Annotated in this window: 28 protein-coding genes; 14 read left to right on the top strand and 14 right to left on the bottom strand. The window is 34.7% G+C overall.

Annotated elements, in window-relative coordinates:
* Positions 1-27: 27 nt before the first annotated feature.
* The 3 genes from NSQ40_RS07475 to NSQ40_RS07465 form a co-directional block, all read right to left on the bottom strand.
* Positions 28-1371, bottom strand: a complete 1344-nt coding sequence (locus tag NSQ40_RS07475; protein ID WP_006094139.1) for a TrkH family potassium uptake protein — start codon at positions 1369-1371, stop codon at positions 28-30.
* Positions 1372-2086: 715 nt separating this feature from the next.
* Positions 2087-2242 carry a hypothetical protein gene (locus tag NSQ40_RS07470; RefSeq protein ID WP_016113985.1) on the bottom strand — a complete coding sequence of 52 codons (156 nt, stop codon included), beginning with the start codon at positions 2240-2242 and terminating at the stop codon, positions 2087-2089.
* Between the two features lie 172 nt (positions 2243-2414).
* Complete coding sequence (locus NSQ40_RS07465) at positions 2415-2834, bottom strand: MarR family winged helix-turn-helix transcriptional regulator (RefSeq protein WP_003206336.1); 420 nt, start codon at positions 2832-2834, stop codon at positions 2415-2417.
* Positions 2835-3342: 508 nt separating this feature from the next.
* On the opposite strand from NSQ40_RS07465, the gene NSQ40_RS07460 reads away from it, so the two are divergent.
* Positions 3343-3786 (top strand): YrvL family regulatory protein, encoded by a 444-nt coding sequence (locus NSQ40_RS07460; protein WP_003196140.1) that lies wholly within the window; start codon positions 3343-3345, stop codon positions 3784-3786.
* A gap of 67 nt (positions 3787-3853) precedes the next feature.
* Positions 3854-4408, top strand: a complete 555-nt coding sequence (locus NSQ40_RS07455; protein ID WP_003196139.1) for a thioredoxin family protein — start codon at positions 3854-3856, stop codon at positions 4406-4408.
* Positions 4409-4436: 28 nt separating this feature from the next.
* On the opposite strand, the gene bacA is transcribed toward NSQ40_RS07455, so the two are convergent.
* Positions 4437-5231: an undecaprenyl-diphosphate phosphatase gene (gene bacA / locus NSQ40_RS07450; protein ID WP_003206340.1), complete on the bottom strand. Its 795-nt coding sequence runs from the start codon at positions 5229-5231 to the stop codon at positions 4437-4439.
* 193 nt (positions 5232-5424) lie between these two features.
* Between bacA and NSQ40_RS07445 the strand changes: the two genes are divergently transcribed.
* The 4 genes from NSQ40_RS07445 to NSQ40_RS07430 all read left to right on the top strand — a co-directional run bounded on the left by NSQ40_RS07445 (position 5425) and on the right by NSQ40_RS07430 (position 8337).
* Entirely contained in the window at positions 5425-6783 is a 1359-nt protein-coding gene (locus NSQ40_RS07445) for an MATE family efflux transporter (RefSeq protein ID WP_003196137.1), read from the top strand.
* A gap of 74 nt (positions 6784-6857) precedes the next feature.
* Positions 6858-7031: a hypothetical protein gene (locus NSQ40_RS07440; RefSeq protein ID WP_003196136.1), complete on the top strand. Its 174-nt coding sequence runs from the start codon at positions 6858-6860 to the stop codon at positions 7029-7031.
* Positions 7032-7049: 18 nt separating this feature from the next.
* A complete protein-coding gene (locus NSQ40_RS07435) occupies positions 7050-7199 on the top strand; it encodes a hypothetical protein (RefSeq protein ID WP_003196135.1) in 150 nt (49 codons plus the stop codon).
* Positions 7200-7428: 229 nt separating this feature from the next.
* Positions 7429-8337 carry an aminoglycoside phosphotransferase family protein gene (locus tag NSQ40_RS07430; protein ID WP_003196134.1) on the top strand — a complete coding sequence of 303 codons (909 nt, stop codon included), beginning with the start codon at positions 7429-7431 and terminating at the stop codon, positions 8335-8337.
* On the opposite strand, the gene NSQ40_RS07425 is transcribed toward NSQ40_RS07430, so the two are convergent.
* The 5 genes from NSQ40_RS07425 to NSQ40_RS07405 all read right to left on the bottom strand — a co-directional run bounded on the left by NSQ40_RS07425 (position 8334) and on the right by NSQ40_RS07405 (position 11405).
* Positions 8334-8495: a hypothetical protein gene (locus tag NSQ40_RS07425; protein ID WP_016113979.1), complete on the bottom strand. Its 162-nt coding sequence runs from the start codon at positions 8493-8495 to the stop codon at positions 8334-8336. The two genes, NSQ40_RS07430 and NSQ40_RS07425, sit on opposite strands and share 4 nt — an antisense overlap.
* Before the next feature lie 97 nt (positions 8496-8592).
* Positions 8593-9366 carry a hypothetical protein gene (locus tag NSQ40_RS07420; RefSeq protein WP_003196133.1) on the bottom strand — a complete coding sequence of 258 codons (774 nt, stop codon included), beginning with the start codon at positions 9364-9366 and terminating at the stop codon, positions 8593-8595.
* Positions 9367-9389: 23 nt separating this feature from the next.
* Entirely contained in the window at positions 9390-9836 is a 447-nt protein-coding gene (locus tag NSQ40_RS07415; RefSeq protein ID WP_016113977.1) for a flavodoxin, read from the bottom strand.
* On the bottom strand, positions 9829-9981 hold the full coding sequence (locus tag NSQ40_RS07410) for a hypothetical protein (RefSeq protein WP_018764191.1): 153 nt from the start codon (positions 9979-9981) through the stop codon (positions 9829-9831). Before NSQ40_RS07410 ends, NSQ40_RS07415 begins: the two co-directional genes overlap by 8 nt.
* Positions 9982-10226: 245 nt before the next feature.
* A complete protein-coding gene (locus tag NSQ40_RS07405; protein ID WP_018764190.1) occupies positions 10227-11405 on the bottom strand; it encodes a M20 metallopeptidase family protein in 1179 nt (392 codons plus the stop codon).
* 314 nt (positions 11406-11719) lie between these two features.
* On the opposite strand from NSQ40_RS07405, the gene NSQ40_RS07400 reads away from it, so the two are divergent.
* From NSQ40_RS07400 to dltD, 5 genes are all read left to right on the top strand, one after another.
* Complete coding sequence (locus tag NSQ40_RS07400; RefSeq protein ID WP_003206349.1) at positions 11720-11866, top strand: teichoic acid D-Ala incorporation-associated protein DltX; 147 nt, start codon at positions 11720-11722, stop codon at positions 11864-11866.
* A 12-nt stretch (positions 11867-11878) separates the two neighbouring features.
* Entirely contained in the window at positions 11879-13393 is a 1515-nt protein-coding gene (dltA, locus tag NSQ40_RS07395; RefSeq protein ID WP_003196128.1) for a D-alanine--poly(phosphoribitol) ligase subunit DltA, read from the top strand.
* Entirely contained in the window at positions 13390-14556 is a 1167-nt protein-coding gene (gene dltB / locus NSQ40_RS07390) for a D-alanyl-lipoteichoic acid biosynthesis protein DltB (RefSeq protein WP_018764189.1), read from the top strand. The genes dltA and dltB overlap by 4 nt, the downstream gene beginning before the upstream one ends.
* 70 nt (positions 14557-14626) lie before the next feature.
* A complete protein-coding gene (dltC, locus tag NSQ40_RS07385) occupies positions 14627-14866 on the top strand; it encodes a D-alanine--poly(phosphoribitol) ligase subunit DltC (RefSeq protein ID WP_003196126.1) in 240 nt (79 codons plus the stop codon).
* Positions 14863-16038, top strand: coding sequence for a D-alanyl-lipoteichoic acid biosynthesis protein DltD (gene dltD, locus NSQ40_RS07380; protein ID WP_258248215.1), 1176 nt, complete (start codon positions 14863-14865; stop codon positions 16036-16038). Before dltC ends, dltD begins: the two co-directional genes overlap by 4 nt.
* Before the next feature lie 17 nt (positions 16039-16055).
* On the opposite strand, the gene NSQ40_RS07375 is transcribed toward dltD, so the two are convergent.
* On the bottom strand, positions 16056-17153 hold the full coding sequence (locus NSQ40_RS07375; RefSeq protein WP_258248214.1) for an NAD(P)H-dependent flavin oxidoreductase: 1098 nt from the start codon (positions 17151-17153) through the stop codon (positions 16056-16058).
* A gap of 117 nt (positions 17154-17270) precedes the next feature.
* Here NSQ40_RS07375 and NSQ40_RS07370 point away from each other — a divergent pair, with 117 nt between their 5' ends.
* Positions 17271-18179: a S66 peptidase family protein gene (locus NSQ40_RS07370; protein WP_003196122.1), complete on the top strand. Its 909-nt coding sequence runs from the start codon at positions 17271-17273 to the stop codon at positions 18177-18179.
* A gap of 354 nt (positions 18180-18533) precedes the next feature.
* On the opposite strand, the gene NSQ40_RS07365 is transcribed toward NSQ40_RS07370, so the two are convergent.
* The 3 genes from NSQ40_RS07365 to NSQ40_RS07355 all read right to left on the bottom strand — a co-directional run bounded on the left by NSQ40_RS07365 (position 18534) and on the right by NSQ40_RS07355 (position 20036).
* Positions 18534-18932: an SseB family protein gene (locus tag NSQ40_RS07365; RefSeq protein WP_003196121.1), complete on the bottom strand. Its 399-nt coding sequence runs from the start codon at positions 18930-18932 to the stop codon at positions 18534-18536.
* 112 nt (positions 18933-19044) lie between these two features.
* Positions 19045-19614: a cysteine hydrolase family protein gene (locus tag NSQ40_RS07360; RefSeq protein WP_003196120.1), complete on the bottom strand. Its 570-nt coding sequence runs from the start codon at positions 19612-19614 to the stop codon at positions 19045-19047.
* Entirely contained in the window at positions 19614-20036 is a 423-nt protein-coding gene (locus NSQ40_RS07355) for a carboxymuconolactone decarboxylase family protein (RefSeq protein ID WP_018764186.1), read from the bottom strand. The genes NSQ40_RS07360 and NSQ40_RS07355 overlap by 1 nt, the downstream gene beginning before the upstream one ends.
* A 126-nt stretch (positions 20037-20162) precedes the next feature.
* Here NSQ40_RS07355 and NSQ40_RS07350 point away from each other — a divergent pair, with 126 nt between their 5' ends.
* Together NSQ40_RS07350 and NSQ40_RS07345 are read left to right on the top strand one after the other, a co-directional pair.
* Positions 20163-20621, top strand: coding sequence for an Lrp/AsnC family transcriptional regulator (locus NSQ40_RS07350; RefSeq protein WP_003196118.1), 459 nt, complete (start codon positions 20163-20165; stop codon positions 20619-20621).
* A gap of 96 nt (positions 20622-20717) precedes the next feature.
* Complete coding sequence (locus tag NSQ40_RS07345; RefSeq protein ID WP_003196117.1) at positions 20718-20900, top strand: DUF3913 family protein; 183 nt, start codon at positions 20718-20720, stop codon at positions 20898-20900.
* A 59-nt stretch (positions 20901-20959) separates the two neighbouring features.
* On the opposite strand, the gene NSQ40_RS07340 is transcribed toward NSQ40_RS07345, so the two are convergent.
* Positions 20960-21973 carry a CPBP family intramembrane glutamic endopeptidase gene (locus NSQ40_RS07340; protein ID WP_033796977.1) on the bottom strand — a complete coding sequence of 338 codons (1014 nt, stop codon included), beginning with the start codon at positions 21971-21973 and terminating at the stop codon, positions 20960-20962.
* Positions 21974-22047: the final 74 nt, after the last annotated feature.

Raw genomic sequence — 22047 nt, 5'->3', positions numbered from 1 at the left:
AAGGTATCTCGCTTTTTGCGAGATACCTTATCCTGTGAAAACATCTTCTGATGGGTATCGAATTTTTTGTTTAGCTGGTCGCGCTAGAGAGAATACAAGCGTTAACGGACCAATTAACCCACAAAACATAACAAACATAATGATACATTTTCCAATTACAGATAACTTAGCCGTAATTCCCATTGATAACCCCACTGTACCAAACGCTGAAATTGTTTCGAATAAAAGTTGAATAAAACTAAAGTTTTCTGTAAGCATTAATAAAAATACTGCTGTAAAAATAAGAATTTGACTGGCAACTACAATTGCTAACGCTCTCGTTACCGTTGACATTTTGATTGTACGATGAAATAAAACAAAGTCTTCCTTCTTTCTAAAAAAGGAAATAACCGATGTAATTAAAATAACAAATGTTGTTAACTTAATTCCGCCACCTGTCGACACACTTCCTGCACCGATAAACATTAAAATCATCGTAAACAATATTGATGATTCTTCCATTCCTCCATAATCAACCGTATTAAATCCTGCTGTACGCGGTGTAATCCCCTGGAAAAATGAAGCCCATATCTTTTCACCTAAAGATAGTGATCCTAATGTTTTCACATTATTATACTCCAATATAAAAATCACAATCATCGCAATAACATTAAGTGCTACTGTTCCAACAATCATAATTTTCGAATGAAGTGATAGTTTCTGAAAACTACGGCTATACCATATATCAATTAACACCGTAAAACCTAAACCACCTATAACAATTAAAGAACAAATTCCAATATTAATAATAGGATCTCCTACATATCTTGTTAAATTATCTGGCCATAGTGCAAATCCCGCATTATTATAAGAGGCGATAACATGAAAAATACTATAATATAAACCTTTGCCGAAACCAAATTCCGGGATAAATCGAATGGATAAAAAAACAACTCCTACTAACTCAATACAAATAGAAAAAATAAAGACACGCTTCACTAATTTTACAAGACCGCCAATATTCGTTTGGTTAAACGCTTCTCCAATTAATAATCGATGACGTAAACCAATTTTTTTTCCTAACACCCATACAATTAAAATTGCGATTGTCATTAATCCAAGACCACCTGTCTGAATTAACAACATAATGATAATTTGACCAAACATTGTAAAAGTACTAGCAGTATCTACAACTCCTAAACCGGTTACTGTCGCTGCCGAGGTTGCTGTAAAAAACGCATCTACCCAACTAATTGATTCTTTTGTCGCGAATGGTAGTTTCAATAACATTCCCCCGACAACAATTAAACAAAAAAAGCCCATTGCTAAAATTTGCGGCGGACTTAATCGTATAAAACGATTATAAAATCCTTGTTTTTTTGTTGCTTCCATATCACTAACTCCCTTAATAAAGTAAAACCTCTTTCCATACACTAATCGTTCGTTTTGACCGGACCAAATCTTACGGAAAGTAATTTTTCACCTAACTTTTTTCAATTCCTCATACTTTTAGAGCAAACTCATTATTTTGGATAAATCTTTATAATCTCATAATATAGTTGAGCATAATCCTTTTTTCCATAGATTTCAACTGAAAAATTCCCATACCTTTCACTTCGAATTCACATTGAAGTCACACCTATCTTTTATATTATATCTATCGAAGCTGTTCCTCCCTAATAATGAGACATTCCCCAGTGTCTCGAACAGCTTTCCATCCCTAATTAAAATTGACATAAATTGTCCCCTTCCATGGCCATCTTGTATTAACGAGATGGTCTATTTTTTATCCACTATTCATTAGACTATGGGACCTCTAACTATGTTTTACCTTCCCTCTATTATTTAAAAAGAGGGGAATTTTTAAAATCCCCATACCTTTCACTTCAAGTTCACATTGAGGTCACATCTATCTTTTATATTATATCTATCGAAGCTGTTCCTCCCTAATAATGAGACATTCCCCAGTGTCTCGAACAGCTTTCCATCCCTAATTAAAATTGACATAAATTGTCCCCTTCCATGACCATCTTGTATTAACAAGATGGTCTATTTTCTTATCTTAAAATACAATTCAAATTTCCTAACAAAAAAGGAGTGAATCTATTCACTCCTTTTTTGACTTACTTCCTTTGTTCGAACGATATTCTTTTCCCTTATTATCATTACCAGTTATAAACTCCGAACTAAACTCTTGTTGAAACTGCCCTGTTTTTGGTGAACCTTGATTTCCACTTCCTTGACTCCCGTTGCGATTCGTCATCTTTCTTCCTCCTTTCATCTTCCATCATTGTTAGTATGCCTTTCCCATCCCAATCATACACATCGCATTCTTCTATGTAACAAATTTCAATTTTTCATTTTAGTATGAATAAAAAAACCTCCCTAAAACAAGGAAGGTTTCTCGATTAGCCATAGTTCATCTGGCTTTTTTTCTATATAAGTTTTTTCGAAATAGATATCATTAGATGCATTTCTTCTTCAGATAGGGCCGAAAACCTTTCTTTTAAATACTGTTTTTTTGCCAATTCCATTTTTGCAACTAACTCTTTTCCTTGTTCCGTAATTTCCAAATATACAACACGACGATCAGATGTAGAACGTGAACGCGTTACAAAACCTTTATTAATTAGCTTTTCTGTAACAGCTGTAATATGACTGTTTGATACATGTAGTTCATTTGCTACGCGAGAAACCATCTCTTTTTCATTACGATTTAATATACGGAGCACGAGAAATTCATTCCATGGTATGTAATCTCCAAAAATTTTCCCCATATCATTCCGCAATGAACGAAACATAGCAAAAACATTTGCAGATAGATCCTCCATTAATTGTTCGCGATTATGAGACACCGTTTACATCTCCCTTTTATTTCATATAGTTAAATAAAAATATTATGAATTATATTACCTTATATTTTACATTTTGTCATCTTTTTTTCCCATACAATCACTCATAATGTATTCACTTATTTGATAGATACACTCCCAAAACAAAACCCAATAGTAAAAAATCTCCGTTATTCACTAGAGCACGTATCATTTATTATCTATTTGGAAATAAATGATACAGGTTGCTTTTCTAACATGCTGAAACTCACATCAGCCACAAAAAGGGTGCGATTCGTCGCACCTTTTTTGTTTTCACTTCCCATCAAGTATTCATGATATAATAAAATATGAATTTTTTTCCTTTTATCCCGCATTAACGGGCAGTCAGACCCCCACCTCAAAATTCAGCGAGAGCAAAGAAGTTAGGTGGGGGCAAAGCTCGATTGATGAGGGCTAATAATCAGTGGGGGATGAAGCCCCCTACTGATTAAAGTTTCACTTTATAAGATGAACTTTTTGGGGGTATATCATGAATCCAGACGAAGAAAAGTTTTCAGATCTAAGTGGAAAAGATAAAACGATTGTTATTAGTAGTATTACCCTTCTTATAATTATTGCTTTTGCACTCATTTTCTTTATGTATGTCGGAGTTTTTCGCCTCATTGGTGTAGAATATACATCACGATCTGCACTGCTTCTCTTTTTTTTATTAGCCCTTATACTAGATGGAATTAGTAGTTTCTTGATTTTATTTTTCAAAGTACTTTTAACCCCTCTGCTCACGCACATGTCAAAATGGCTATCCTTTTTACTGCTTTCCCTCATAGAAATCTCGCTTGATTGGCTCGTTATTCATACTGCAGATGATTGGATAGAAAGTATAACGATCTCCAATAAAGCTGAATTACTTATTGTCCTTTTCTTTTTTATCTTGGATAAATTATGGTCTACTGATAACAAAAGGAAAGAGTAAGATTACAAGCATTTCACGATAAAAATTGATACAATAAAAACAAAAATATACTAAAGAGGTGTTACATATGACATTACAACAATGGGCTGATAAAGGTATGTCCTTTGATACATACGTAAATAACATGACTGTGAACCAGTATGAATTACTACATATTTATAATAACTTTTTAATTCCGAACGAATTGCTTCCTATTTTAGAAGAACGTCAAAACGACGGATGGCGTGTTATTGTACTATCCGCTGATTGGTGCGGAGACGCTCTTCTTTGCGTACCTGTTATGAAACGTATTTGCGAAGTTTCCAATATTGAAATGAGATTACTCATCCGTGATGAAAATTTAGAGTTAATGGATCAATATTTAACAAATGGAACAGCCCGTGCCATTCCAATCTTTATTTTTATTGATAAGGATGGAAAAGAACAGGCGGTTTGGGGACCACGTGCTCCAAAAGTGCAAGAATTAGTAACTTCTATGCGTGCTACATTACCTGAAAAAGATGATCCACAATTTGAAGAAAAACAGAAAGACATGTATGCTAATTTCCGTGCTACATTAGCTGACGACACTTCACTTTGGGAACATGCGATGGAAAATATGATTGAAAAAATAGTAAAATAAAAAAAACTGCCAAATGGCAGTTTTTTTATTACATAATGAAGAAATAATAGAACACCGCAGCTAAAATAAAACGATAATAAGCAAATGGTGTTAACTTTACACGAGCTAATAATTTTAAGAATGAAACAATCGCAAGCATTGCTACAAGGAAAGCCGTAATAAAACCAGTTACAAATAATGTGATATCTGCTGAACTTAATACGTCCCAGCTTTTAATTAAATCTAACCCTGATGCTGCAACCATCATTGGTACCGCTAAAATAAATGTATATTCAGCAGCGGCTGTATGAGATACACGAGCTAATAATCCACCACTGATTGTAGATCCAGAACGTGAAAATCCTGGCCACAGTGCTAAACATTGGAACATTCCAATTGTGAATGCTTGTTTATACGTAATCTCGTCCAATGTTTTCGCTGTACTTGGTCTTGAAAATTTCTCAGCAACAATCATTAAAATACCACCAACGATTAAACTGATAACAACGGGGCCTGGTCCAAATAAAACTTCTTTAATTTTACTATGGAATAAAACACCAAGTACTCCTGCTGGAATCATACCGATAATGATATGTAATAAATTTAAAGATGGTCCTTGTGTTACCTTGCCAATCCCAACTAATGACCATAAACGTTTCCAAAATACAACGACAACCGCTAAAATCGATCCCAATTGGATGACAACTTCAAATACTTTTGCTCTATCATCATCAAATCCAATTAAATGTCCTGTTAAAATCATATGTCCCGTTGATGAAACCGGTAAAAATTCCGTTAATCCTTCAACAGCTCCCATGATTAAACCAATTAACCAATCAGCCACGAGTAGTGCCTCCTTAATACCTTATATATACTTTTTTCACACCTTATCATAATACCTTATCCAATTTCAAAGTGCATCTCTTTTTTCATTCTTTCAAAATATAACAATACATTCACATATGTGTATTTCTTTTCTATTTTCTTATTAAATTGTATGATAGAAAGAGTTTGGTCCTACATAGAAAGGAGCTTTTATGAAAGAAACCAATTCATTTTCACAAAAAATAAAACAATTTGTATTACTATTTTTCCCGATTTTTGTAACGCAAATGTCTTTATTTGCAATGAGTTTTTTTGATACAACAATGTCAGGGCATGCAAGTGCTACTGACTTAGCAGGGGTCGCAATTGGAACAAGTATATGGATTCCGATTAGTACGGGATTAACAGGAATCTTAATGGCTACCACGCCTATTATCGCTCAACTTGTTGGCTCAAAACAAAAAGAGGATGTTCCTCATATCGTGATACAAGCCGTGTATTTGGCAATCGGAGTTAGTTTACTTGTTATTCTCATTGGTTTCTTTGCCGTTTCACCAATTCTAAAAGGCATGCATTTAGAAGAGCAGGTCGAACACATTGCTTCTCAATTTTTAAGCATTATTGCAATTGGTATCATTCCTTTATTTGTCTATACTGTATTACGTGGGTTTATTGATGCATTAGGAAAAACACGTACAACAATGATTATTACATTACTTTCCTTACCTATTAACGTCATTTTAAACTATGTATTTATTTTCGGTCATTTCGGCTTTCCGAAACTAGGAGGCGTTGGTGCAGCAATTGCTTCTACCGCAACATATTGGTGCATTTTATTTATTACGATTATTATTATCCGTACGAAAGAACCGTTTACATCTTTTGGTATCTTCAGGCGCTTATACCGACTTTCTATTTCAAGCTGGAAAGAATTATTAAAACTTGGGGTACCTATCGGATTTGCCATCTTTTTTGAAACGAGTATTTTCGCTGCCGTAACACTCATGATGAGTAATTTTAGCACAACAACAATCGCTGCACATCAAGCAGCAATGAACTTTGCTTCCCTTTTATATATGACACCTTTAAGTTTAGCAATGGCCATGACAATTGCAGTGGGTTTTGAAGTTGGAGCAAATCGCTGTGAAAACGCAAAACAATACAGTTTTATTGGAATTGGTTTGGCACTTGCTTTTGCCTTGTTATATTCTATCTTACTCTTTTTCTTTGACGATCAAATTGCATCTATTTATACAACAGATATTGCTGTTCATGATTTAGCAAAAGAGTTTCTCATTTTTGCGATTTTATTTCAAATTTCCGATGCAATTGCTACTCCAGTGCAAGGTGCACTCCGTGGTTATAAAGATGTGAATGTTACCTTGATTATGACACTTATTGCCTACTGGATCATTGGTCTACCTCTAGGTTATATATTAGCAACCTATACTTCTTTGGCAGCTAAAGGTTATTGGATTGGTCTTATTATAGGGCTAGCATTTGGAGCTACCTTTCTGCTCGTTCGTCTCTTGCAAGTACAACGTAAATATACATCACAAAAGAGTCGCTAATCATAGCGGCTTTTTTCATCATGCATAGTTCCTCTTTAAACGTGTAACATAATAAAAAAGAAAGGTGTAAATCTATGGATGAAAAGAAAAAACAGCAGCCCTACGATGAAGAGTTTGCTCCTGAAATCTCACCTGGATACAGGCAAGATATTCATAAACCGACTCAATATAAAAATACTTCCTTTTTAGTTGGGATTGGTATTTTCGGGACAATATTACTTGTACTCATCATTTTCGTCTACTTTTAATGGGAAGGGAACTATATTATGACCAAACAATCCTCACTCTTTTCTAAAAGAGTTGTAAAAACACAAAAAGGTTATGCTGGTGATTCTATAAATGTGCATAAACAAGTCGAACAAGGCAATCTAGAAATTGCAAAAAAAGAAATTGGGCAACAAAACGAGAACCTGTGAATACAAAAAATGTCCCCACTTTTCGGGGACATTTTTATTCTACACGTTGCCGTTGCTTCGCAATTTTAAACGTATTATCTTCTTTTATAATCTTCATTCTATAACTTAACTGCATTTCATTTAAACATTATGTCCCTCTCTTTTTTCGATATATTTATTCCATATTATCACAGAGTTTAAAAATTCTGATAATATTAATGCATATATCCACAAAAAAGGAGAGAATCATATGACATCTTATATGCGAGATATCCAGCAATCACTACCCAATATTCCTATACACTCTTATGAACAAAACGATAATGGCTGGGATAATGTAGCCATTATCATTAACAATGAATGGCTTTTCCGTTTTCCACGTAAATCCCAGTATGCAAAACGAATACCTCGCGAAAAAGAACTATGCGAAATACTTTCTCAATCGTCACAAGAGATAAAGGTCCCAAAATACCACATCTTATATAAAAATGAATTAGATTTAATTCCATTTTGTAGTTATTATAAACTCATTCATGGGGAGCCATTAACAGTACAAACAATAGAAAGATTAACTGTAAAAGAACGTGAAACAGTTATCTCGCAGCTTGCTATCTTTCTCGCTTCTTTACATACCATCCCAATAGAACATGCTGTAAAATGGGGATTTGATACTGAGAAACCTATCTCATATTGGCGACAGATTCAAACGAAATTACACGTTCATCTTGCTTGCACACTTACATTGTTAGAAAAAAAAGCCTTTGATTGTTTATTCGAGAATTTTTTTGAACATATGTATGCATCTGATTTCCAAAAAACAATGATCCACGCTGACTTTACACATCATCACATTTTATTTGATGGGGAGAAAAGAAGCATTGCTGGTATTATCGATTTTGGTGATGCTCAAATTGGAGATCCTGCCTTTGACTTCGCTGGATTATATAACAATTTTGGTAGTGAATTTACAAATGCCATATATAAACGGTACTATACTCTCACTCCCCATCATGATTTATCTTTCTTTAAGCGTGTCATTCAATTTTATCAGTATAGTCCATTACTCCATAACCTTGTTTATAACTTTGAAACAAATAACGAACAGGAGATACAGAAGAATCGAAAACATTTACAAACTATACTTCAGGGAAGGAGTTAACTTCTTTCCCTATTCTTCTTTTCCTCGTATATCATTAATTTTTTATCCATTTCTACAATTAATTTATACATTTGAAACGCCTGCAAAATTTGCAATTGGACCCAAAAAGGAGCCTGTTGTTCTTTTAACCATTGAAATACTTTTACTCCATTTCCCATTAAGTATTCCTCCCATCATAAGTTCCCCTACGTATATACCGTAAATGATGAAAAGCTTTTCATGTCAACACCAAAAAGAGATGCAAATTTGCACCCCCTAATGTAGTATAGTATTCTTCGCTATCAATGCATCTTGCATCTCGTCTACTTTGCATTCATTACGAAAAGCACATCCAATACATCCAGAACAAAATGTACGTTCTGTGTAATATTCTGGTTGCTGTAACATTTCTTTCATTCTATATAAATCGTTCATTCCATCCATAATATCTTGCTCTTTTGGAACAGATTCGTACCTAGTTCCTTCTATTAAATTAACAACTTCAATTCTTTCGGGAAGAATCCCAAAAACTTTGTAGCTAAACACTGCCGTAAGCTTTTGAAAAAGAGCAAGCATTTCTTCATTTGCATCAACAACATACTTTTTAATTACAAACGATTGTGTAGACCATTCACCCACTTCAAACGTTAATGAAATGTGCACACCTAACTCGTCCATATATGTTTGTAACTTCTCATATAAAAATAAAGGTGGTGTTTTACTCGCATCATTTTTCACAAACTGTATTAGATGGTCCGTTAACTTTGCAAGAACAATATAATATTCTGCTTTAGAAGCGAACATTCCAATACGCACTTTATCCCAATGTTTCTCTAATCGTTTTAACAACAGCATTGTTGTTTGTTTTTCTACAGGTGATGTGTAATAGTCAATAATAATTTGATTTACAATCGATTGAACCATTTGTTTCCATTCAAACGAAGAAGGTTCTCTTCTTTTTATATAGCGAAAATAAAACTTATGTGGACAACGCATAAAATCATATAAATGATAATCTGTCATCGTTTTAATTGATATTTTCCCCTGCACCCATCTTCATCTCCCTCTCACCATTAAGAAAGGTGTTTTACAAATTCAGCACCAAACTGAAGACATTTCTCTACATCTTCATCTTCTGGCGTTAGTTCTACTTTTAGCCCTTCCATTACAACTTCAGCACCGCGCTCTTGTAACTTTTCTATTAAGATATCAACAGCTGCCCCGTATTTCGGATAAGCAGAATCACAAGATCCAAATACTGCTGCTTTTTTACCTGCTAAATGAATTTCTTCCATTTCGTCATAAAAATCTAAGAAATCATCAGGAAGCTCACCATCTCCCCACGTATACGCTCCTAAAATAATCCCATCATATTCTTCTAATATAGAAGCTTCTGGCGTCGTCATAATGTCAATCACTTCAATATCATTTCCTGTTTCACGAATCGCTCCAGCTATATGATCAGCCATCTCCTCTGTATTTCCACTCATACTTGCAAAAATCATTACAAATTTATTCAACTGAATCTCTCCCTTGATTATGTATCGCTTCTTCTTCCTTGTTTCCTTTCTTCTCCTCTACATATTCAGCACGAATTTCACGCCGTTGCCATTTTATATCTTTATTTTTAATTTCCCTTTGCCCAAGGCGAAATATCTTTTTCATCTCTCCCTCATCCATTCTGCACTTGTGAATATATTGATAATAATTATCAATTTCAACTATACTTTCAGATTAAATGAAAATGATTATCAAAGTCAATAACTATTTTTTAAAAAATAATGAAAAGGTACAAGCTTGTCCGCCAGCTATTCATATACTATAAATGAGCATAGTTCTTTCTCAGCCCTCTCTAACGGAAAGAAATAGAAGCAACTGCGATAAGCGCAGTTGCCTTTTTTTGTACTCTTTTAAGCTTTTAGTAAATTCATTGTCGCCTGTAAAAATAACTCTGCCCCATTAATTAAAGCTGATTCATCCACATCAAACTTTGGATGATGATGAGGATAACAAGTTTTGATTTTCTCATTTCCAGTTCCTAATTTAATAAAACAGCCTGGCGCTTTTCTTAAATATGCCGAGAAATCTTCCCCTCCCATCGAAGGAGCTAGCTTTACAATTCGCTCCTTTCCAAACAACTCTACCGCACTTTCTTCTACTATTTTTGTAATAAACGTATCATTGATAACCGGGTCATATCCATAGCGATATGTATACGTATACGCTGCACCATGTGCCTCTGCAATCCCCTTAGCAATTTGTTCAATCATCTCTTCCGATTCTTTCCTTAGTTTTTGATCAAAGGACCGGACTGTTCCCATTAAATATGCTGTATCAGGAATAATATTATCTGCTGTTCCCCCGTGAAATTGTGTTATGGAAACAACTCTTTGCATAAAAGCGCCTGTATTTCTAGATACAATATGTTGTAAGTTCGTAATGATTTGCGCACCAACTGCTATCGGATCTACAGTTTCTTCCGGCCTAGCAGCATGGCCACCTCTTCCTTTTACTTCAATCGTAAATACATCGGGAGCAGCCATCATAGGCCCATATACAACTCCAACCTTCCCCGTTTCTAATCCAGACATTACATGTAGGCCGATAATATAATCCACACCATCCATCACACCAGCTCTTACCATTTCCTGTCCACCACCAGGATACACTTCTTCAGCATGCTGAAATAAAAGGCGAATTTCTCCTTCCCAATCCTCATTCTTATTTGCTATCGCTTCTGCTGTACCTAATAAAATAGCGGTATGTGCATCATGCCCACATGCATGCATAACCCCTGAAATAACTGATGCATATGGTTTAGACGTTTCTTCCTGAATTGGCAGGGCATCCATATCTGCACGAATTGCTATTACTTTGCCTGCCTTCTTTCCTTTTTTCTTTGCCATCACACTATACCGCGTCGGTCTTGTCACCTCAAAAGCTGAAAATGAACATAATGTATCATATATAAATTGTGAAGTTTTTTCCTCGTGGAATGATAGTTCAGGAAATTGGTGAAAATGTCTCCGCCACTTTATAATATTTTCCTCTGACACATATGTCTGCCATACCTTTTTCAAACCCTCCATTCCTGACAACCTCCTTTTCATTCTTCACATTTCTTATTTCACTGTGATTATTTAATTTCCTTGTAAGATTTTCATTTTCAAAAAATCGATTTATACACTCACAACTCATTAAAAAAAGACAAATCCATTACAAATTCATATAGAATGTAATATAATTGCTAAGTTAGGGATTTTCTTTTTTTGTATTTAGTGCTACTATCAAAAAAGAGCCTTTTTGTCTAAATTTTACCTAAAATGTGGAATTTCGTTTTTTTCACAATGATGTAGGACATGATACCTACATATAGTTACTATTTCATAAGAGAGGGAAAGACATGGAAAGATTAAAAGAGATATGGTCTCGACCACTCACACAATGGTTTGCAAAAACTTTTTATTACCTTGCAATTTTATTTGCTTTGCTTTGGTTGTATGGTTTCCATGATACAAACACAAGCACATTTATTTACAATGAATTTTAGGGTGGGAGCGTTATGAAGTTATTAGAACAAATCGAAAAGTGGGCAGTTGAAACTCCTGATCAAACCGCTTTCGTTTGGCGAGATGCGAAAATTACGTACAAACAATTAAAGGAAGATTCTGATGCATTGGCGCACTGGATTTCTTCTGAGTATCCAGATGATCGTTCACCAATTATGGTTTATGGCCATATGCAACCTGAAATGATCATCAACTTTTTAGGGTGTGTGAAAGCTGGACATGCTTACATTCCTGTAGATTTATCTATTCCAGCTGATCGTGTACTACGTATTGCTGAAAGTTCTGGTGCGAAGTTACTTCTATCTCCGGTAGAAGTTGCTGTAACTGGCTTACCAGTTCGCATCGTATGTGAAGACAACTTAAAAGACATTTTCTTTACTCATAAAGGGCAAACGCCAAACCCTGAGCATGCGGTAAAAGATGATGAGAACTTCTACATTATTTACACATCAGGGAGCACAGGTAACCCGAAAGGTGTGCAGATTACTTATAATTGTCTTGTTAGCTTTACAAAATGGGCTGCCCAAGATTTCAACTTACAAACAGGACAAGTATTCTTAAACCAAGCACCGTTCTCATTCGATTTATCTGTAATGGACATTTACCCATCGTTAGTAACAGGTGGTACACTTTGGGCAATCGATAAAGATATGATTGCACGTCCAAAAGACTTGTTTGCTTCTTTAGAGCAATCGGATATTCAAGTATGGACTTCCACACCATCTTTCGCAGAAATGTGTTTAATGGAAGCTTCTTTCTCTGAAAGTATGCTACCAAACTTGAAAACATTCTTATTCTGCGGTGAAGTATTACCAAATGAAGTAGCTAGAAAATTAATTGAGCGCTTCCCGAAAGCAGCAATTATGAATACGTACGGTCCTACAGAAGCTACTGTTGCTGTAACAGGCATTCACGTTACACAAGAGGTTGTTGATAAATATAAATCTCTTCCTGTTGGCTACTGTAAATCAGACTGTCGCCTTCTTATTATGAAAGAAGATGGCACGATTGCACCAGATGGTGAAAAAGGTGAAATCGTAATTGTTGGTCCAAGCGTAAGCGTTGGTTATTTAGGAAGCCCTGAATTAACAGAAAAAGTATTCACAATGATTGATGGTGAGCGCGCCTACAAAACAGGTGATGCTGGCTATGTAGAAAATGGTCTTCTATTCTATAATGGTCGTCTTGATTTCCAAATTAAGCTTCATGGTTATCGAATGGAATTAGAAGAAATCGAACATCACCTTCGCGCATGTTCTTACGTAGAAGGAGCAGTTGTTGTTCCAATTAAAAAAGGTGAAAAATACGATTATTTATTAGCGGTTGTTGTTCCTGGAGAGCATTCATTTGAAAAAGAATTCAAATTGACATCTGCAATCAAAAAAGAACTCAATGAGCGATTACCAAACTACATGATTCCACGTAAATTCATGTATCAATCTTCTATTCCAATGACACCAAATGGAAAGGTAGATCGCAAAAAATTATTGAGTGAGGTTACAGCATGACCGCATATGGATCATTTTATTTTTTCGCTATAGTGGGCATTTTATTAATACCTACTATCATAGCTGGATTAAAAGGTAAAATGTTGCGTAAATATAATGCCGTTCTAACGTTAGTAATGCTTGCACTTATTTTCTCTGACAAACCGAAGCAAGCAATGATGTTAGCAGCATTTATCATTTGGCAATACATCCTTATTAAAGGCTATTTATTATTAAGAAAACAAAATAATAATACGTCCATGTTTTACATGGCTGTTATTTTATCGATTTTGCCACTAATTCTGGCAAAAATCGCACCATTTGTACATGAATTAAAATTCATTGTATTTGCTGGTATGTCTTATGTAACATTCAGAGCAGTACAAATGGTATTTGAGATTCGTGACGGTTTAATTAAAGAATTCTCATTCTTTAATTTCTGGGAATTTGTTCTGTTCTTCCCAGCTATCTCGACTGGACCTATTGATCGTTATCGTAGGTTCCAAAAAGATATTCAAAAGCCACCAAGTGCTGAAGAATATCAAAAGTTACTCTATACAGGTATTAATCGTATTTTCCAAGGTTTCCTGTATAAGTTTATTATCGCTTATTTATTGCAGAAGCATTTTGTTGATGCAGTATTTGCAAATCAAGATACCATTTTCTCTAATGCGATTTATATGTATAGTTACAGTTTATACCTATTCTTCGACTTCGCAGGTTATAGTGCATTCGTAATTGGTGTCAGTTATATGATGGGTATTAAAACACCAGAAAACTTTAATAAACCATTTATTAGTCGTAACATTAAAGATTTCTGGAACCGTTGGCACATGACCTTATCATTCTGGTTCCGTGATTTTATTTATATGCGCTTTGTCTTTTTCGCAACAAAGAAAAAGCTACTTAAAAATCGCTACACGATTTCATATATCGGTGCATTTTTAAACTTTTTCATTATGGGCGTTTGGCATATTCTAGGTGAACATGTTTACCAGTACATTATTTACGGCCTTTACCATACTGTTTTGTTTATTGCGTTTGATATTTTCGAACGAAAAAACAAGAAACATAAATTTTGGCCAAACAATAAATTCATGCATGTTCTTGCAGTAGTGATTACGTTCCATTTCGTATGTTTCGGTTTCCTAATCTTCTCTGGTCACCTTAACAGATACTTTTAATGAATAGCTTCTTTTCTTACAGCTAAGAAGTTACACATAATATATTTCGGATATAAAGGAGATTTTAAAAATGGCAGAATTTAAAGATCAAGTATTAGATATTTTAGAAGAAGTTTGTGAAAATGATATTGTAAAAGAAAATCCAGATGTACAATTATTTGAAGAAGGTATCCTTGATTCTTTCGGTACAGTATCTTTATTAGTAGAATTCCAAGAACGTCTAGATATCGAAGTATCTATTTCTGATTTTGATCGTGATGAGTGGGCAACACCAAACATGATTATTAAAAAGTTGGAAGAAATCCGATGAAAAAAGCAACTTTTGGACCGATGCTCTTAGCATTGGCCCTTTTTGCTGTATTCTTACTTATTCCAACGCGCTTTCTACTTCCGCTTGTCAGTGATAAGAAAGTAGAAGAGGCGGCAACTTCTCTAAAATCAGAGAAAATACAAAGTATGATTTTACAGCAAAAAATGTTAGAAGATCCGAAATACCTTCCGATGTATGGTTCATCGGAATTTGCAAGAATGGATGCTTTTCATCCATCCAATTACTTTAAAGTAAAACCTGAAGGATTCACACCATTTCTTCTTGGTCGTGGTGGAACGCAAGACCTTATCCATGTGCTAAACTTTGCATCTACAATGGATCAATTAAAAGATAAAAAAATGGTCTTTGTTCTTTCACCACAATGGTTTGTACCACAAGGCATTGATGAAACACACTTTGCACCTAACTTTTCAAAACAACAAGGCTACCATTTCATTTTTAACAATGATTTAAAGCCTGAAATGAAAAAACAAATTGCAAAACGTTTATTGAACTTTGAAATTGTAAAAAAAGAGACGTTATTAAAAATATCTTTAGAAGGCATTGTCTATGATGATACTAAACATAAGATAAAAGCAATTGCAGCGAAACCATTTGCTTATCTTTACCGTAATATTTTAGATCGCAAAGACATATTTACAGTGATGTTCGATATTAAACCGCATAAAGAACAACTTGATCCAGCATTGAAACAAATGAACTGGAATGAAGCACGTAAACACGCGGATCAAACTGGTGAATTAGAATCAAAATCAAATCAGTATGGTATCGAAGATGATTACTTCAATAGCAAAATTAAAAAGAAATTGAAGCAACGCAAAGATTACTTAAAAAATGACGCTTATGATCACTCTCCAGAATATGAAGATTTACAAATTGCGCTCGATTTATTAAAACAATCTGGTGCAAAACCACTCTTCATTTCTGTTCCTGTAAAAGGTCCTTGGTATGATTATGCTGGATTCCCGAAAGAACGACGCGAATTATACTATAAGAAAGTTCATGAGCAAATTAAACAAGCTGGCTATCCAATTGCTGACTTTTCAAACCATGAGTATGACAAATACTTCTTAAAAGATCATATGCACTTAGGCTGGAAAGGCTGGGTATTCATCGACGAAGCGATCCAGCAATTTTATAAAACAAACTAATAAAAAGACCGCTTGAATTATTCAAGTGGTCTTTTTATATATAGGCTTTGTAAATTTTCTACGGTTACCTTTACTTCTCCCAACACTCGTTCAACAATTTGCTGAGCTGATTCTTTTCTTGCTAATGAAGAAGCTTGTCCAGCCCAGAGTGACATATATTCCCCTTTGTTTTGTTTTGCAGCTTCTTGACGTATTTTAGCGGTTAATACATTTTGAACCGGATACATTGGGAGCATTTCTTCTTTTTCTTCATGTTGTTCTATAAATGTATTTCGAACCCCCCTTGCATATTTTCCAGAAAATGATCTCGTTACAGTTGTACTCGTATCTGTACTGTGCAGTACCGCTTTTTTATGTACATTATGTGTAATACTTTCTTCACTTGTTAAAAATGCTGTTCCCATTTGAATGCCTTCTGCACCTAGTGCCATTGCTGCAACAAGACCTTGTCCATTCATAATGCCTCCTGCCGCTACAATTGGGATATTTGATACTGCGGCTACCATTTGTGGAATTAATGCAAATGTACCGATCATAGAATCTTGTTCTTTCCCAATAAAAGTCCCGCGGTGTCCTCCAGCTTCGCTACCTTGTCCAACAATTACATCTACCTCTAATTCAGCAAGCACCTTCGCTTCTGCCACATTTGTAGCTGTTCCAATTATCTTTATGCCCTCTTTCTTCAACGATACAATTTCCTCTTGTTCTAACGTGTGAAATGCAAAGCTTATAACCGGAACTTTTTCTTCCTTTAACACGTGCAATTGTTCTTTATAACTTTTCGGAAGTTGTAATGATTGATTATACTCATCTATACCTAATTCTTTTCGTATCGGCTCTAATAAATTTCTTGCTACTTGTACTTTTTCTTCCTCAATTTGTATTTCTTTCGTAAGTAACAAATTTACTGCAAACGGCCTATCTGTTAACTCTCTTATTTTATAAATAGATTGACGAATTTGTTCCGAACTCATATAACCAGCCCCGAGCGTTCCTAGGCCGCCGCTATTACACACAGCCGCAACAAGCTCTGGTGTCGTAATTGCACCTGCCATACCAGCCTGAATAATTGGATACTTTATTTGTAATACATCATTTACTCTGCTTGTAAACATCCTTCTTCCCCTCCCTATGCCCTCTTATATCTTCTCGACTCAACAAACTTTTCCCTTCTTTTAAAAGGATCGAACTGCTTATAAACGAATATATTGAAAACGAAGGAGGAGATTTAAATGATTCAGCCAAATGTCTTACAACAAGGCGATACGGTAATGATTATTGCTCCAGCAGGCCCTCCAGTAATAGAACACGTCCTTGCAGGAAAAAAAGTATTAGAAACAATGGGCCTATCCGTAATAATTGGTCAAAGTGTTTACGAGAAATACGGCTATCTAGCTGGAAATGATGCAATCCGCCTTCAGGATTTACATGAATCTTTTTCCAATCCTGAAGTGCAAGCCGTTTTTTGCGCAAGAGGTGGATACGGAAGTGGTCGTCTCCTTCCTCATATTCAATATGAACTCATTCGAAACAACCCGAAGATTTTTTGGGGATATAGTGATATTACTGCTTTACATATTGCCTTTTCACAATATGCAGGACTCATTACATTCCATGGACCTATGATTGAAGAATTAGGAAAAGGAGTGAATTCTCTTTCTTTATCTTCTTTCAATCAACTATTCTATCCGTATTCAACTATTTTACCAGCAGCAGAATGCATTACCACTACATCTACTTGTACAGTTTCCGCACCATTAGTTGGAGGTAATTTAACCGTTTTAGTAAGTACACTGGGTACCCCCTATGAAATCTATACAGCGAATAAAATTGTATTACTTGAAGATATTGGAGAAGAACCGTATCGTATTGATCGCATGTTCAATCAATTACATTTAGCAGGAAAATTGAATGAATGTGCAGGAGTTGTATTCACAAGCTGCCATGATTGTATAGCCTCAAAGCAGTCTCTATCATTACAAACCATATTGTATAACTATCTCGCTCCATACAATATTCCTGTATTATTCGGCCTTCCTATCGGGCATATACAGCCAAATGTCGGAATACCACTCGGTGTTACTGCCACAATGGACACGGAAAGAAATACACTTTCTATCCCTTCAGGTGTGAAATTTTAATCATCCTCACTGATTAAGATTTCACTTTATATTAGGTTAGAAGGAAATACTCTATATAATTTTTCATTCACAGCAAAAAAAGGAAGAGCGTGTATCGCTTTTCCTTTTTACTATATATATCCATTTTGATTTTTCAACATATAAGTCGCTGCTATGAAGAAAAAAGGTGACCCGCACTTACTTTCTCTCTTTGTTTTCACTTAGCATGGGGCAGGAAGAGGGTCTGACCGCTTTTATGCATGGTCGGATGCTCTCTTCCACCTACATATTAGGTTTTATGTCGATTTTTCAATTTGTATTTATATATATTTCCTTATACCGAGTTGACTATAAGGAGTGCTGACAACAATTTTTTTACTGATAATAATTAAATATACGCCCAGATGCTATATCCGCAACCTCTTCTGGAATAAACGTTTTGCTAAGCTCTGTACCAACATTCAATACCGCCGTCGCTTCTTGATCTAGATTTTCAAATAATTCTTTTCCACGTATCGTAATAAGGGGCGTTTCTTCCGGCAACACATCTTTCACAAATTCCAATTGTGTAAAGAACGGTACGATCCATCTACCCTCTCCTTGGAAATAACGCAAACGAAGTGTTCCTTCTGATGCAGAATCATCCGCCTCTATAGATCCAGCAACATAAAAATGAGTTGTTAGCAACAATTCATAAAATTCCTTTTGTTTTTGTTTATCCTCTTCTGCTAAAACGAGTACTGTTTCTATTTTCTTTACTGGAATTTGCTCCATATGCTGCCACCCCTATTTTCAAAATAATTATACTTTAATTATACGAAATATTCTTATTTTTTTCTACATAATTATTCAAATATTTTATTGAAATAGTATCAATCATTCATCGTTACAACTGAACCAATCTTACCTTCTCTAATATTTCCGATGTTGTAACGATGGTAGCGAATTCCTCATGAAGATTTACGAGGGTCATATTATGAATTTCTTCTGCACAATATTGTAAACCATCCGGCCCTTTTCGATTAAATGTAGCTGTTGCATCACTTACTAAATACGTTGAAAAGCCTAAATTTCCAGCCATCCGTGTTGTTGTTTCCACACAGTGATTCGTCGTTAACCCAACAATAATAATCGAATTACAATTCTTCTCTTTTAATTGCTTTTCTAAATTTGTTCCCATGAATGCACTGTTCACACACTTTTGAATAACTATCTCCCCTTGTAATGGCTGTACTTCCTCTTTAAACTGACTTGTTTCTGCATTTGGATGAAACATCGATTCTATATTTTCTTTGTTTACATGTTGTATATGAAAAAGCGGCAAATCTCTTCGTCTCCACTCTTCTAATAAACTTTTCATATTCTCTTCTGCAAAAGGATTATTTCGCTCGCCCCAATAAGGTAGATTAAACGCTTTTTGTACATCAATAATAACAAGTGCTGACTGTTTCAGCATTATTCCTTCTCCTCTCCTGGCTGTAATTGAAATAAAAATCCAAGTTGTTGTGAAGCAGTAATAAAGCAAATATATACACAGAGCTCTACAATCTCTGCCTCACTCCAATACTGTTTCAACACATCAAACATCTTATCATCTATCGCTGAACGATTATGTACAAATACATGTGCAAAGGTTACAGCAGTACTAATCTCTTCTACCTTTTGCACATCATCTGGCTTTCCTTTTGCCATGCAATACAAACACTCATTTCCAAAAGCAAGTGTTCTACGTACTTGTTCTTTTAATTCTGCAGAAAGTGCCCCTTTTTCATATAATGTATTTTCTAATACACTCCAAGTATGTAGTATATCTGGACAATGCCCTAATAATTTTTGAAACTTTGTTTCTCCTACATCTGATAATGAAATTCTCTCCATCATTTCTCCTCCTATTCCTTTCTGTTTTATTGTAAAATAAAGTATAGCCTTTTCACATTTCATATGAATCTTTATTTATATATTTTCTTTACAAAAATTATTATTTTACTGGAGGTATAGTTACATATGCAATTAGATCGTGTAGATCGTAAAATTTTAAATGAATTATATAATGATAGTCGCCTCTCTATGCGAGAATTATCAAAACGCGTAAACTTATCCGCGCCTTCTACTGCAGAACGTGTTCGTAAGTTAGAAAATGAAGGAGTCATTCAAAAATATACAATTGATATTGATTATAAAAAAGCCGGGCTCGTCTTAGATTGTATTTTAGAAATCACCTTAAAAAATGGTGATACAACGCGCATGCAACAATTTATTCAATCGTATCCATCGGCAAGCTTTTGCTATCGCGTAACTGGAAGTCTTTGTTATATCGTTAAAATTTCTGTTCCTTCATTAGTTGAACTTGAAGAGTTTATTAATGATGTTTCTTCATATGCAACAACTGTTTCTCATATCGTATTATCGGAAGTATCCCTTACTCCTGATATCGAACATATTTTTCCAGAAGAACAAAATTAATTTTTATTCAAAATATAATAAAAAACCCCTTACAAAAAGAATAAAAATGTTTTATTATGTATTAAAATACATAAAGTTCGAGAAAGGGGCATTACATTGAAAATTTGGTTTTACGAAAAAACGATACAAGAAGATGATTTACTTGGCATTTGGGATAATGTTCCCACCATCCCTCGAATTGGGGAAAAGGTAGAAATTTTAAAAATGGTTCGTACAGTCACAGATATTAAATATGTAAAAAACGGAAACAACTTCCACGTTGAAATTGTTATCCATTAAAATAGCAGCTCTCCTCATTTATATTGGAGAGCTGCTATTTTTCATTTCCTATACTCTTATCAGTGTTCTGCCTTTGTTATAATAATTTTTTCATTCTCTACTACAACCGTTACATAATCATTCTCTTCTAATCTCAACTGATTCACAGCCTCATCTGGCAACTCTACAGCCATAAGTTGATCCGTTAAAATGACTTGACTATACATTTTATTTTGCTGTAATGGTACAACTGCCTTATCTTCATTGATAAAACGAAGAGGTGGTACCCCCACTTCTTTTACAGTTCGCCAATTTTTACGAATAAAAGGTGCCAACCATAATAAACTGATCAGAATTACAACGAGTCCAATCCATAAATTACTTTGTCCTTGTAATTCAGCAATCGAAATGACATCATCTGTTCCTTCACCACTCGTTAATTGGATGGTAGTTGCTATACAATTATTCAACGCATGAACAGCAATATTCGTCCATATATTTTTCGTTTTTATGTAAAGAAGACACATGACAACACCAAATACAAAAGCACCGACTACATCAAAATGTCCTAAACCAAAAATAAGAGAGGACACAATTACAGCACGTTTTATCCCCCACTTAAACGTCATACGCTGTAAAAAGAAACCTCGAAAGATAACTTCCTCCATAATAGGTGCAAAAATACATGCTGAAATAAAGCTAAAGATTTTTGTATATGTGCTACTCATATCAATTACACTATCATCACTTAATACACCCATTAAGAAATCTGGAACAAGATGTGCTAATATGTAAAATTGAATAAAAGATACACCGAATGCAAAAATCATTCCCATTGCGGTTGCAACTATGATTATCTTCCAGTTTAACCGTGATGGTTTATCAAAGAAGCTAGTAAATATAACATTATTTTTTCGTGTTTTTAAATATAACCATAGTAGTGGAAATACAAAAAACACCGAAATTTGCACTGCAACATCCATGACATTTTCTGAAGCGCCCGCAAAGGATAGCGGTAGCACCATTACTACTATACCCAAAATCATCCATGCCAAAAAATTACGAAGTCGTATACGTGAAAATGCGTATTGAATAAAAAACACCCCCAAGATGATATATTTATATTTTAATATGAATATCATTAAAATTCTTCCTATTTTTCTCAGTT

Origin of the sequence: Bacillus sp. FSL K6-6038, from assembly GCF_038050455.1 — a bacterium.
GTDB lineage: Bacteria > Bacillota > Bacilli > Bacillales > Bacillaceae_G > Bacillus_A > Bacillus_A pseudomycoides.
This window is presented reverse-complemented; position numbering and strand designations above follow the sequence as displayed.

Coding starts and splice junctions, on each gene's coding strand:
- NSQ40_RS07475 (WP_006094139.1), bottom strand. CDS start 1,371: ATGGAAGCAACAAAAAAACAAGGATTTTATAATCGTTTTATACGATTA.
- NSQ40_RS07460 (WP_003196140.1), top strand. CDS start 3,343: ATGAATCCAGACGAAGAAAAGTTTTCAGATCTAAGTGGAAAAGATAAA.
- NSQ40_RS07440 (WP_003196136.1), top strand. CDS start 6,858: ATGGATGAAAAGAAAAAACAGCAGCCCTACGATGAAGAGTTTGCTCCT.
- NSQ40_RS07375 (WP_258248214.1), bottom strand. CDS start 17,153: ATGTTTACAAGCAGAGTAAATGATGTATTACAAATAAAGTATCCAATT.
- NSQ40_RS07470 (WP_016113985.1), bottom strand. CDS start 2,242: ATGACGAATCGCAACGGGAGTCAAGGAAGTGGAAATCAAGGTTCACCA.
- NSQ40_RS07445 (WP_003196137.1), top strand. CDS start 5,425: ATGAAAGAAACCAATTCATTTTCACAAAAAATAAAACAATTTGTATTA.
- NSQ40_RS07410 (WP_018764191.1), bottom strand. CDS start 9,981: ATGAAAAAGATATTTCGCCTTGGGCAAAGGGAAATTAAAAATAAAGAT.
- NSQ40_RS07435 (WP_003196135.1), top strand. CDS start 7,050: ATGACCAAACAATCCTCACTCTTTTCTAAAAGAGTTGTAAAAACACAA.
- NSQ40_RS07360 (WP_003196120.1), bottom strand. CDS start 19,614: ATGCTGAAACAGTCAGCACTTGTTATTATTGATGTACAAAAAGCGTTT.
- NSQ40_RS07400 (WP_003206349.1), top strand. CDS start 11,720: ATGGAAAGATTAAAAGAGATATGGTCTCGACCACTCACACAATGGTTT.
- NSQ40_RS07405 (WP_018764190.1), bottom strand. CDS start 11,405: ATGGAGGGTTTGAAAAAGGTATGGCAGACATATGTGTCAGAGGAAAAT.
- NSQ40_RS07430 (WP_003196134.1), top strand. CDS start 7,429: ATGACATCTTATATGCGAGATATCCAGCAATCACTACCCAATATTCCT.
- NSQ40_RS07350 (WP_003196118.1), top strand. CDS start 20,163: ATGCAATTAGATCGTGTAGATCGTAAAATTTTAAATGAATTATATAAT.
- dltB (WP_018764189.1), top strand. CDS start 13,390: ATGACCGCATATGGATCATTTTATTTTTTCGCTATAGTGGGCATTTTA.
- NSQ40_RS07425 (WP_016113979.1), bottom strand. CDS start 8,495: ATGGGAAATGGAGTAAAAGTATTTCAATGGTTAAAAGAACAACAGGCT.
- NSQ40_RS07370 (WP_003196122.1), top strand. CDS start 17,271: ATGATTCAGCCAAATGTCTTACAACAAGGCGATACGGTAATGATTATT.
- dltD (WP_258248215.1), top strand. CDS start 14,863: ATGAAAAAAGCAACTTTTGGACCGATGCTCTTAGCATTGGCCCTTTTT.
- NSQ40_RS07365 (WP_003196121.1), bottom strand. CDS start 18,932: ATGGAGCAAATTCCAGTAAAGAAAATAGAAACAGTACTCGTTTTAGCA.
- dltC (WP_003196126.1), top strand. CDS start 14,627: ATGGCAGAATTTAAAGATCAAGTATTAGATATTTTAGAAGAAGTTTGT.
- dltA (WP_003196128.1), top strand. CDS start 11,879: ATGAAGTTATTAGAACAAATCGAAAAGTGGGCAGTTGAAACTCCTGAT.
- NSQ40_RS07455 (WP_003196139.1), top strand. CDS start 3,854: ATGACATTACAACAATGGGCTGATAAAGGTATGTCCTTTGATACATAC.
- NSQ40_RS07355 (WP_018764186.1), bottom strand. CDS start 20,036: ATGGAGAGAATTTCATTATCAGATGTAGGAGAAACAAAGTTTCAAAAA.